General features: G+C 71.4%; 8 protein-coding genes and 1 pseudogene. 6 read left to right on the forward strand and 3 right to left on the reverse strand.

Annotated features, from left to right (window positions below; translation table 11 throughout):
* Nucleotides 1–77: 77 nt before the first annotated feature.
* Nucleotides 78–1,157, reverse strand: coding sequence for a fatty acid desaturase family protein (locus ACF1CT_RS31440; protein ID WP_391787389.1), 1,080 nt, complete (start codon nt 1,155–1,157; stop codon nt 78–80).
* 326 nt (nt 1,158–1,483) lie between these two features.
* Here ACF1CT_RS31440 and ACF1CT_RS31445 point away from each other — a divergent pair, with 326 nt between their 5' ends.
* The 6 genes and pseudogenes from ACF1CT_RS31445 to ACF1CT_RS31470 form a co-directional block, all read left to right on the forward strand.
* Complete coding sequence (locus ACF1CT_RS31445; RefSeq protein ID WP_391787390.1) at nt 1,484–4,384, forward strand: DEAD/DEAH box helicase; 2,901 nt, start codon at nt 1,484–1,486, stop codon at nt 4,382–4,384.
* Nucleotides 4,381–5,748 carry an SWF or SNF family helicase gene (locus ACF1CT_RS31450; protein ID WP_391787391.1) on the forward strand — a complete coding sequence of 456 codons (1,368 nt, stop codon included), beginning with the start codon at nt 4,381–4,383 and terminating at the stop codon, nt 5,746–5,748. The genes ACF1CT_RS31445 and ACF1CT_RS31450 overlap by 4 nt, the downstream gene beginning before the upstream one ends.
* A 268-nt stretch (nt 5,749–6,016) precedes the next feature.
* Complete coding sequence (locus ACF1CT_RS31455; RefSeq protein WP_391787392.1) at nt 6,017–6,610, forward strand: N-acetylmuramoyl-L-alanine amidase; 594 nt, start codon at nt 6,017–6,019, stop codon at nt 6,608–6,610.
* A 107-nt stretch (nt 6,611–6,717) separates the two neighbouring features.
* Nucleotides 6,718–7,968, forward strand: a complete 1,251-nt coding sequence (locus ACF1CT_RS31460; protein ID WP_391787393.1) for a GAF domain-containing protein — start codon at nt 6,718–6,720, stop codon at nt 7,966–7,968.
* Nucleotides 7,969–8,065: 97 nt separating this feature from the next.
* Entirely contained in the window at nt 8,066–9,589 is a 1,524-nt protein-coding gene (locus tag ACF1CT_RS31465) for an aldehyde dehydrogenase family protein (protein WP_391787394.1), read from the forward strand.
* A gap of 334 nt (nt 9,590–9,923) precedes the next feature.
* Nucleotides 9,924–10,296 (forward strand): annotated as a pseudogene (locus ACF1CT_RS31470) (hypothetical protein); the annotation flags it as partial.
* Between the two features lie 72 nt (nt 10,297–10,368).
* Here the strand turns inward: ACF1CT_RS31470 and ACF1CT_RS31475 are convergent.
* Both ACF1CT_RS31475 and ACF1CT_RS31480 read right to left on the reverse strand, forming a co-directional pair.
* Nucleotides 10,369–10,746 (reverse strand): nuclear transport factor 2 family protein, encoded by a 378-nt coding sequence (locus ACF1CT_RS31475; RefSeq protein ID WP_391787395.1) that lies wholly within the window; start codon nt 10,744–10,746, stop codon nt 10,369–10,371.
* A 349-nt stretch (nt 10,747–11,095) separates the two neighbouring features.
* Nucleotides 11,096–11,605, reverse strand: a complete 510-nt coding sequence (locus ACF1CT_RS31480) for a helix-turn-helix domain-containing protein (RefSeq protein ID WP_391787432.1) — start codon at nt 11,603–11,605, stop codon at nt 11,096–11,098.
* Nucleotides 11,606–11,805: the final 200 nt, after the last annotated feature.

Raw genomic sequence — 11,805 nt, forward strand, 5'->3', positions numbered from 1 at the left:
ACGCCTCCTTTGCGGCCCGAACCGCTCCTGCTGTGAGAACGCCTGTGCGGGCCTTTCGGTTCCAGCCTGCCCGAGTCTCACCTCAGGGGCTCGCCCACGTCGTGCATGTGCCGCAGTGCCTGCCGGTACGACTCGATCGGCCCGGTCTCCGCGTACGGCATGCCGAGCGCCTCGCAGTGGGCGCGCACCATGGGCTGCGCCAGACGCAGATGGGGTCGCGGCATGCTCGGGAAGAGGTGGTGCTCGATCTGGTAGTTGAGGCCGCCGAGGAACCAGTCGGTGAGGATGCCGCCGCGTACGTTGCGCGAGGTGAGGACCTGGCGCCGGAGGTGGTCCCAGGGTTCGCCGTCGGGGTCGGGCATCTCCATGCCCTTGTGGTTGGGCGCGAAGGCCATGCCCAGGTGGAGTCCGAAGAGTGCGTGGTGCACCAGCGCGAAGACGGCGGCCCTGCCCGGGGACATGACGGTGAGCAGCAGTGCCGCGTAGAGGCCGAGGTGCGCGACCAGGAGCAGGGCGGAGAGGGCGCGTTCCCGGACGGGCTGCCTGTTCAGGTACTGGAAGCCGGAGATCTTGAGGGCGATGCCTTCGAGGAGCAGCATGGGGAAGAACAGCCGGGCCTGGTGCCGGGTGAGCCACCGGGCGAAGCCCTCTCGGCGGGCGGCCTGTTGCTGTGTCCAGACCAGGGCGCCGACGCCGACGTCCGGGTCCTTGTCGATGTGGTTGGGGTTGGCGTGGTGACGGACGTGCTTGTCGTTCCACCACGCCTCGTTCATGCCCAGCAGCAGATTGGCGTGTACGAGGCCGATCGCGCGGCCGGTCCTGCGGTCGCCGGATATCTGGGCGTGTCCGGCGTCGTGCCCGATGAACGCGGTGCGGGCCCAGCAGAGCGCCAGCGGCAGTGCAAGCAGCAGGGTCCACCATGTGTCGCCGAGGAGGAACATGCAGGTGACGATCGCGCCGAGGGCGATCAGATTGACGGTGATGCCGACCGCGTACCAGCCCGTGCGACGTTCGAGGAGGCCTTGCCCCCTGACCGCCCTGAGCAGGGGCGCGAAGTCGCTGCCCCGGGTCGGAGCGGTTGCGGAGCCCTCGGCTGCGTCGACGTCTTCCGCACCGTCGCGGGGGCCTTCCACAACGGCGGCTGTGGACTGGGACATGAGTTCTCCGGTCTCTGAAAGGCGGCGCTGACCTGGAAAAACGTAGGGCGGACAGAGCTGTGGCGACCATGGCGCAGGCCCCCGGAATCCCCAGGTGCCAGCCCCCTCCGCCCACGGGGGCCAGCACCCGGGTCTCCGGGGGCCAGCACCCGTGGACGAGAAGGGGGTGTGATGTGCCCACGGCGTTTGCCGGTTTCCGGGCCGAGCCGCCGCGAGCCGGGAAGTGAGGTGGATCACGGCGATTCCGGGCGCAGTCGACGTTCGAGTGGAGTACGCTCGGCGCCCTCAGCCCTCACTAGTCAAATTTGAGGAATTCGGCCATCGCTGTGCACAGGTTTCCTGCCGCAACACTCTCCGAGGTCTCCGCACTCTCCCGTTGTTCCGTTGTCTTCGTGCCCGGGGACCCGTTCCGGACCGGCCGTGTCGCCTTCTGGCATCCGGACGGCAGCAGTCCGCCCGATGGTCCCGGGTCCGTCGAGGAACTGACCGTCGTCGGCACCGACACAGGGGTGTACGCCGTACCGGCGCTGATGCTTCCGGTCCGCGACGCGTTGCCCGTACTGACGCGCGCACGGGTCTGCGAGCATGCCTCGTCAGCGGCCGTCTTCTGGGGTGCCGCCGCTCTCCTCGCCCTGCACCTCGCCGCCCGGGGCCTGTTGCTGCCCGGGCTCACGGCAACCGATCACGATGCCTGGCGGGCCGGCCCGCTGACCGCCGACGACCAGTCGCGCCTGCGCACGCTCGCCGCCTCGATGCCGCCCCTCGCCCATGCCGTGCCGCTCGACGCGACGGCGCGGCCCGTGATGCTTCCCGAACCCGAGCGGCTGCTGCGCGCGTTCCTCGACGCGGTGGCCGACGGCCTGCCGCGCACGCCCGCCGCCGTCCTCGCCACCGGGGACCCCGCGTTCGCCGCGGACGCGCCGCAGCGCCTGCCGGACCAGCGGGGCTGGGCCGCCGATGTCGCGGCCGGGCACGACGCGGGCGTGCGGCTCTCGCTGCGGATGGAAATGGCGGGGCCCGCGACCCCTGGTGAGGACGCCGGAGGGGAGGCCGACCCGGGCGACGGCCCGTCCTTCCTCGCCGTTCTGCAGATCCACGGCGTCAGTGATCCGACGCTGGTCGCCGACGCGGCCGAGGTCTGGACGGGACCGGCCGCCGACGCGTTCGGTCCCCGGGCCCGGATGGACGCGCTGCTCGCGCTGCGGCGGGCCGCCCGGGCCTGGCCGGCCCTGTCACCGCTCCTGTCGGCCGCGGTGCCCGACTCCGTCGAGCCTGCCGACGAGGAACTCGCGGAACTCCTCGGTCCGGCCGGACGTGCCCTCGCCGCGGCCGGGGTGCAGGTGCACTGGCCCCGTGAACTCGTCCACACGCTCACCGCACGCGCCGTGATCGGTCCGCCCGACGACGGAACGGACCGGGAGCACGCGTGGTCCGGCCGCGTCTCGTCGGACGCTCCGCCGCTCCTGTCGGCCGACGCACTGCTGTCGTTCGACTGGCGGTTCGCCCTGGGCGACCAGCAACTCGGCCGCGCCGAACTGGACCGCCTCGCCGAGGCCACCAGGCCGGTCGTGCGGCTGCGCGACCGCTGGGTGCTGATCGACCCCGAAGAGGTGCGGCGCGCCCGCGAGACGCAGGACCGCAAGGTCACGCCGATCGACGGCCTGGGCGCGGTACTGACCGGCTCCGCGGAGGTCGACGGCCGCCGGGTCGAGGTACGGGCCACCGGCCCGCTGGAGGACCTGCGCCGTCTGCTGGCCGATCCGGAGCCCGGCGGGGCCGGCGCCGGGCGGCGGACGATCGGGCCGCCGGCGGCGCTCGACGCCGTGTTGCGCGACTATCAGCTGCGTGGTCTGAACTGGCTGCACACCATGACGTCCCTGGGCCTCGGCGGCTGCCTCGCCGACGACATGGGACTGGGCAAGACCATCACCCTGATCGCCCTGCATCTGCACCGCCTCGATGCCGATCCGGACACCGGGCCGACCCTCGTGGTCTGCCCGACCTCGCTCATGGGGAACTGGCAACGGGAGATCGAGAGGTTCGCCCCGGGCACACCGGTGCGCCGCTTCCACGGCGGATCTCGTGATCTCAACGATGCGGCCGACGGCGGCTTCGTCCTCACCACGTACGGCACGATGCGGCTCGACGCGGGTCGGCTGGCCGAGGTCCGGTGGGGCCTGGTGGTCGCCGACGAGGCCCAGCACATCAAGAACCCCTACTCGGCGACGGCCCGGCAGCTGCGCACGATCGGCGCCCGCGCCCGCGTCGCGCTCACCGGTACCCCGGTGGAGAACAACCTGTCGGAACTGTGGGCGATCCTCGACTGGACCACGCCCGGTCTGCTGGGCCGCCTCGGCACCTTCCGCACCCGCTACGCGCGGGTCGCGGAGGGCGGCGATCCGGCGGCGACCGCACGGCTCGCCGCCCTGATCCGGCCGTTCCTGCTGCGGCGGCGCAAATCGGATCCGGGCATCGCACCCGAGCTGCCGCCCAAGACCGAGACGGACCGGACGGTGTCGCTGACCGCCGAACAGGCCGGACTCTACGAAGCCGTGGTGCGGGAGACGATGACCGCGATCTCCGGTGCCGACGGCTTCGCCCGGCGGGGCCTGGTCGTGAAGCTGCTGACGGCGCTGAAGCAGATCTGCAACCACCCCGCCCAGTACCTCAAGGAGAACGAGCCCCGGATCGGGGGCCGTTCGGGCAAGGTGGAGCTGCTGGACGAACTGCTCGACACGATCCTGGCGGCGGACACCGGCGTGCTCGTGTTCACCCAGTACGTCCGGATGGCCCGGCTGCTCGAACAGCACCTGGGAGCGCGTGGAATACCCACGCAGTTCCTGCACGGCGGCACACCGGTCGCGGAACGGGAGGCCATGGTGCGGCGGTTCCAGGAGGGCCGGGCGCCGGTCTTCCTGCTGTCGCTCAAGGCGGCGGGAACCGGCCTGAACCTCACCCGGGCCGGACACGTCGTGCACTTCGACCGGTGGTGGAACCCCGCGGTGGAGGCGCAGGCGACCGACCGCGCCTACCGGATCGGCCAGACCCAGCCGGTGCAGGTGCACCGGCTGATCGCCGAGGGCACCGTCGAGGACCGCATCGCCGGCCTGCTGGCCCGGAAACAGGAGCTGGCGGACGCGGTGCTCGGCTCCGGCGAAACGGCACTGACCGAACTGACGGACGCGGAACTCGCCGAACTGGTGGAGCTGCGAGGGGGCACGCGATGAACGACGGGTACGAGGCGTACGACGGTGACGGGTACGACGCCGACGGTCCGGTGGGTACGGGCGGCGCGTCCGAGCCGGAACGCACCTTCGCCGCGCTGCCGCCCGCGCGCGGCCGCGGCTTCTCGTCGTCCTGGTGGGGGCGGGCCTGGCTGAAGGCCCTGGAGGAGACCGCCCTGGACGGCGCCCAGCTGAAGAAGGGACGCGGGGTGGCGCGCGAGGGCCGGGTCGGCGCGGTGTCGGTGCGTCCCGGCCGGATCACCGCGGTCGTCCGGGACCGGGACTCCTCGACGTACCGCGGCGATGTGCTGCTCCAGGAGTTGGGCGAGGAGGACTGGGAACGCTTCCTGGACGTCGCCGCCTCCCGCTCCGGGCACGTCGCGGCGCTGCTGGACCGCGAGATGCCGCCCCATCTCGTCGAGGACACCGCCGCGGCAGGCGTGGAACTGCTTCCGGGAATCGGCGATCTGGAGCCTCGGTGCACCTGCGAGGCATGGGACCACTGTCCGCACACCACCGCACTGTGCTACCAGGTCGCGCGGCTGCTCGATCAGGACCCGTTCGTCCTGCTGCTCATGCGAGGACGCGGCGAACGCCGGCTCCTGGACGAACTCCAGCTGCGCATCGCGACCCGCGCCGTCGGACGCGGGCCGTCCGAAGCGCACACCGGCGCCGACGGGGCTGACGCCGCGTCGGCCCCGGGGCCGGGACGGGGGGTGCGGGCGGACGAGGCGTTCGCCGCCCGGGACATCCTGCCCCCGTTGCCACCTCCGCCACCGCTGCCCGAGGAGCCGGGTCCGGTGCCGTCGCTCGACACGGAGACCGAGCCGGAACCCGGCGTCGACCCGGCCGTCCTGGAGCTGCTGGCCGCGGACGGCGCGGCACGTGCCCACCGCATGCTCGCCGACGCCCTCTCCCCCGACCACGCGCGCCAGGCGCTGCCGACCGGGCTGACGCCGCAGCAGGACGCCGTGCGACTGCTCGCCGACACCCGGCCCGAGCCCTGGACGGCGACCCGGCTGGCCACCGCGTCGGGACGGCACCGGACCGGGCTGGACGCGGCGGTACGAGCCTGGCGGTACGGCGGGGCGACGGGCCTCGCCGTACTCGACGAGGAATGGACGCCGGACCCCGAGACGCTGGCCCGGGCCCGGGCCCGGCTCTCCGGCGCGTGGGAGGAGGGCGAGCGGCCCCTGCTGCGACGGACGGAGAACCGCTGGACCGCGCCGGAGGACGGGGTGCAGCTCCGGTACGGACGGGACGGGCGCTGGTGGCCCTACCGCGAGGAGGGCGGACACTGGATTCCGGCAGGGCCACCGGACGACGATCCGGCGGCGGCGCTGGGCGGGGTGAGCGCGCCGGAGTGAGCCGGTGGGGGTGAGCGGTCGGGATGAACACGTCGCGGTGTGCGCGTCGGGCGGCCGAGGCACTCGCCGTGCGAGACCCGTCCGATGTCGCCCCCGCACTCCGCCCGTTCCCCGAAATGGCCTTCCGTATCCGGTGGTTGGGCCTGGTGCGGTGGCCGACGCCGGACTACGGTCTGTCGGAGTTCCCTGCCCATCGGCTGCTCGGCCGGACCGATGAGGCACCGTTGGCCCAGGTGTGCGACACCACCCACACGTAACAGGAGTGTTCATGCACCGCAGAAGGATTCTTCAGGGCGCCGCGGCCACAGCGGCCGCGGCGCTGCTCCCGGCCTCGGCCCGTGCGGCGGCCACCCCGACAGCGGGCGACACGGACTATCCACTCGCCCACTGGGCACCCGCCTCCACGTCCAACTACACGGCGTCGAACCGCCCTTCGGCATATCCCATCCAGTACGTGATCATCCATGTGACCCAGGAGACGTTCTCCAGCACGCTCGGGATCTTCCGGAACCCGGCCAAACAGGTCTCCGCGCACTACGTGGTGCGCTCCGGGGACGGTTATGTCGCCCAGTGTGTCCGTGAGCAGAACATCGCCTGGCACGCGGGCAATTGGGACTACAACACGCGCAGCGTCGGAATCGAGCACGAAGGCTGGGTGGACCAGCCCTCATACTTCACCGACGCCATGTACGAGAAGTCGGCGCTGCTGACCGCCTCGGTCTGCGACCGTCACGGCATCCCCAAGGACCGGGCGCACATCCTCGCGCACGCGCAGGTCCCGGGCACGGACCACACCGATCCGGGCCCGAACTGGGACTGGGTGCGCTACATCCGGCTCGTCAATCTGTACTCGGCCGCCTGAGGCCGGCGCAGCGGGGGCTCCCGTCCGGCCACCGCGCACCCCGCTTGTCGCGGACACCGCCTGCGGCCACGATGGGTGTGCACGATGTGCCTGGACGGGAGGGCGAGTTGACGGACCCCTGGGTGGCCCTGGCAGCCGGTACGGACCCGGGCCGGCAGTACCGCCGGCTGCGGGACGCGCACGAGGTGTTCATCACGGCCGGGCGGCTGGAGACGTCGGTGCGCCCGGTGGTCGGCGCGTCGTGGCGCCGCTCGGCCCGGGCCCGGGTCAGTCCTGACGGCACCGCCCCGATCGAGCTGGGCTCCGAGGACCTGGGACCGTACCGCGAAGGACATCCACTGGCCCCCGCCATGCCGTTGATCCGCGAGCTGATGTGCGCGTACGCGACGGACGGGGAACATCTGCTCGCGGTGTGCGACGCCCACGGCAGGCTGCTGTGGGTCGAGGGTCACGCGACGGCCCGGCGGGCGGCGAGCCGGATGAACTTCGTGGAGGGCGCCCGGTGGGCGGAGTCGGTGGCCGGGACGAACGCGCCGGGCACGGCCATCGCGGTGAACCGGCCGGTCCAGGTCTTCGCCGCCGAACACTTCCTGCGCCCGGTCCAGCCGTGGACGTGCGCGGCGGCGCCGCTGCACGACCCGTGCACGGGACGGGTGCTGGGCGCGGTGGATGTCACCGGCGGGGACCGGCTCGCGCATCCGCACAGTCTGGCGTTCGTGCAGGCCGTGGCTCGCGCCGCCGAATCGCAGCTCGCGCTGCTGGCGCCGTCCCCCGCCGACGGGACGCTCCGGCTCACCGCGCTCGGCCGGGACGAGGCCCTGCTCGTCGCGGCAGGCCGCAGGGTCCGGCTCAGCAGACGGCACAGCGAGCTCCTGGTGACGCTGGCACGGCACCCGGAGGGCCTCGGGGGCGACGAACTCCTCGTCGAACTCCACGAGGACGAGTCGGTGGCCCCGGTGACGCTGCGCGCCGAACTCTCCCGGCTGCGCCGGCTCCTCGGACCGGATCTCCTCCGCTCCCGCCCCTACCGGATCGCGGTTCCGGTCGACGCCGACTTCGACACGGTCCTGCGCAGGCTGGAATCCGGGGCGGTGGCGTCGGCGTTCGACGCGTATACGGGTCCGCTGCTGCCCGGCTCGCGGGCTCCGTCCGTGGTCCGGCTGCGACGTCGGCTCGACGAGCAGGTGCGGGCCGCGTTGATCGCACGCGGTGACCCGGCGCTGCTGGCCGACTGGGTCCACAGTTCCTGGGGCGAGAACGACCTGCCGGTCTGGCGCGCGCTCGCGTCGGCGGTACCCGTGGACCGGCGCGCGGCGGTACTCGCCGCGATCGGCGCGCTGGAGGCCGAACAGGGGTAGCGACGCGCCGATGCAACGGAATCGCAACGTCCCTGCCTCTACCCTCGCACCGAGAGCCGTCCAACGGCGGGCGGCACCGGATCCGGAGGCCAGAGAGATGACCCGTTACGCCGCGCCGGGCACCGAGGGCGCCATCGTCTCGTACGAATCCCGCTACGACCACTGGATCGGGGGTGCGTACGTGCCGCCGGCCCGGGGCCAGTACTTCGAGAACCCCAGCCCCGTCGACGGCCGTCCGTTCACCGAGATCGCCCGCGGCACCGCGGAGGACGTCGAGCGGGCGCTGGACGCGGCACACGGCGCGGCGCCCGCCTGGGGCGCCACTCCGGCGGCGGAACGCGCCTCGGTCCTCAACCGCGTCGCCGACCGGATGGAAGCGCATCTGGAGGAGCTGGCGGTCGCCGAGACCTGGGACAACGGCAAGCCGGTACGCGAGACCCTGGCCGCCGACATCCCGCTGGCCATCGACCACTTCCGCTACTTCGCGGGTGCGCTGCGCGCACAGGAGGGGACTCTCGCCGAGATCGACGACGACACCGTCGCCTACCACTTCCACGAGCCGCTGGGGGTGGTGGCGCAGATCATCCCGTGGAACTTCCCCATTCTGATGGCCACCTGGAAGCTGGCCCCCGCCCTCGCCGCGGGCAACGCGGTGGTCCTCAAGCCGGCCGAACAGACCCCGGCCTCCGTCCACGTATGGCTGAAGCTTGTCGCGGATCTGCTGCCGCCCGGCGTCGTCAACATCGTCAACGGCTTCGGCGCGGAGGCCGGCAAACCCCTCGCGTCCAGCCCGCGCGTCGCGAAGATCGCCTTCACCGGTGAGACGACGACAGGACGGCTGATCATGCAGTACGCCTCCGAGAACATCAAACCGGTGACGCTGGAGCTGGGCGGCAAGTCGCCGAACATCTTCTTCGACGACGTGTGGAACGCGGACGACGACTTCCGCGACAAGGCTCTTGAGGGCTTCACCATGTTCGCCCTCAACCAGGGCGAGGTCTGTACCTGCCCGTCGCGTGCGCTGATCCAGCACGGGCACTACGGCGAGTTCCTGGAGGCGGGCATCGCCCGCACCGAGAAGATCGTCGCGGGGCACCCGCTGGACACGAACACGATGATCGGTGCCCAGGCGTCCAACGACCAGTTGCAGAAGATCCTTTCGTACCTGGACATCGGTCGCCAGGAGGGCGCGAAGATCCTCACGGGCGGTCAGCGCATCGAGTACGACGGGGAACTCGCGGGCGGCTACTACGTGCAGCCGACCGTGTTCGAGGGCGACAACCGGATGCGGGTCTTCCAGGAGGAGATCTTCGGCCCGGTCGTCGCGGTCACGTCCTTCTCGGACTTCGACGACGCCATCAAGACGGCGAACGACACCCTGTACGGCCTCGGCGCGGGCGTGTGGACCCGTGACATCAACACCGCGTACCGGGCCGGCCGTGCCATTCAGGCGGGCCGGGTCTGGACGAACTGCTACCACGCGTACCCGGCCCACGCCGCCTTCGGCGGCTACAAGCAGTCGGGGATCGGCCGGGAGAACCACAAGATGATGCTGGAGCACTATCAGCAGACGAAGAACCTTCTCTGTTCTTACAGCCCTCAGAAACTTGGCTTCTTCTAGAGCCTGAAGTCGGGTTGCCTGGAGGCATCGTTGCGCTCCAGGCAACCCGCCACAAAAGGTCACCACCGCAATCGATCGGAGTGTGCGCTGATGGTCCTCACCGTCCCCGTCAGCATCGCGGTGCTGAAGCGCTGCGGAGACCGTCGACGGGGGCGTCAGCCCTCACGCGTCCCGGTCGAGCGAGCAGGGCGAACCGACTGAGACCGGACGGCGACACATCACTCGCTTCACTCCGACGGCACCGACATCTCGACACATGGCTGACGACTCGTTCCTGATGACCTGTGGGAGCGTGTCGCACTCCATCACTCATACACTCATGAACCGTCCGCCGAGGGAGTCACCCGACCCCGATCGCGACGCCGAACCCGACCGGATCGAGCAGGTGCTGGACCGCTTCCCGGACCGGGGCTTCGCCTTCGACGAGTTCGGCCCCTGGGGATCCGGCCACCGCAGGCTCGTGCCGGGCGAAACGGGCCAAGCCAAACCGGCTGCCGGGGGCCTACTTCCGCACCCACGGCGTCACCTGCTCCCACGGCTGCTACTCCGTGGGCGACGACCGCCTGTGGGGCGTCGGCCGACGTCGCAGGGGCACCGCCAACGCCCGCCACCCCGACGTACTCGCCGCCCAACGCAAGGAACTCGCCCGTACCCGCAGCGAGAAGGGCATCCGCTGGGGCGGACGCCCCCTCGACACCGCGGCCTGACCCACCGCGAACCGCGGCCCCCAAGCGCCGAAGGGGGCAAGTCCAGGAGAAGGACCGCGACGGAAGGACGGCTCAGGAGGCGGACGGTTCGATCTCCCCCGCGAAGACGATGACCTGGTCGATGAGGCTCCGCCGCAGATGGACGATGTCCGTTCCCGCCAGGCGGGGACCTCCGTCAGGCGTGGTGAAGACCCACTGGTACCGGGCCCACTCGTCTGGCATGTCCACCGCCGAGCAGCGGACCATCGTGCCGGTCCCCGCCGGGTGGCGCCGGATGTCCAGCACGAACCGCTCGACCGCCGCGATTCCTTCGCTGCGGCCCAACGGCCCCCAGAAGACCACGTCCGAGGTCAGGGCCTGGGAGAGCAGGGCGGTCACATAGCTGTCGTCCGAGGCGTTGAACGCGGAGATGAACGTGTCAATCGCGGAGCGTGCAATCTCTTCTTGCATGCCCCAGTAATACCAGCCGTTTCGCGTCCGCTCGTCCCGCGAGCCGCCGTCCGATCACGGTGAACCATCCCGGTCACAGCACTGGCCGGCCGAGCCGTACGGGCCGTCGGCGTCGGTGACGTTCTTGTCGCGGTGACTGCGGATGAGATGGCGGCCGCAGCCCTCGGGATCGGGGCAGCAGCCGGACCGAGGACCTTGTACTACTGGCGGGAGGTGGTTATTCCGACCCCGGACCATTCCCTGATGAGGATTTCGAGAATCCCCCGCATGCTCGCCTCGTCACTTGCTCCAGGCTTCGACGAGGGGCTGTGGCAGAGCCGAGAGTCCGGAGCCTTGTCTTGGCGGTCAGTCAGTCGTTGCGCGGGAGCTGTGTCTCGGCGGGGAACAGGATTGGGCTGAGCAGGTGGCGGGTGCGTTCCGATGAGGGTCCGTGACTCATGCGGGCCGTGATCACCTCGCGCATCTCGCCGATCATCCCGGTGAGTTCGTCCCGGCTAAGCCAGAGCGCGTGCTGGCGGAAACCCACCGAGTCGGCGACCGGGTCGGCTCCGTCCCGGTCGAGGTAGGCGTTGGACTCGGCCAGCGAGGTGGCCATGGCCACGGCGAAGCCCCGCCGGTAGTCCTCCGGCGACAGCGACGCGGCCGTTCCGGCGTCGATCACCGCCCGGTCCCGATGCAGCTGGTAGCGGCGCTCGACGGAGCCGCGCACCCGCTGTTCGCCCTCCACGGCCAGCAGTCCGCCGTCGGCCAAGAGGCCGACGTGCCGGTAGACGGTGGCCTTCGAGACATCGGACAGCAGGGCGCAGAGTTCTGTGGTCGTGCGTGTCCGCCCGTCGTGCATGGCGTGCCCGATGCGCATCCGCACCGGGGCGCAGGCCACCCGGCGGAGCACGGGGTGGCGGTGCACCGGTACCGAGCAGCGCGAGGCGGACCCGTTGAGCGCTCCGATCGGCTCCCTCACCTGCGCATGCTGACGGACACCACACGGCTCGGCGGCAGCCCCTCAGCTCAGTGCCGGCTTCCGCGCGAGAGCCGCGCCCCAGCCCTGGCCTGCCCACG

The sequence above is a fragment of the Streptomyces sp. NPDC014734 genome (genome assembly GCF_043083325.1).
Lineage (GTDB): Bacteria > Actinomycetota > Actinomycetes > Streptomycetales > Streptomycetaceae > Streptomyces.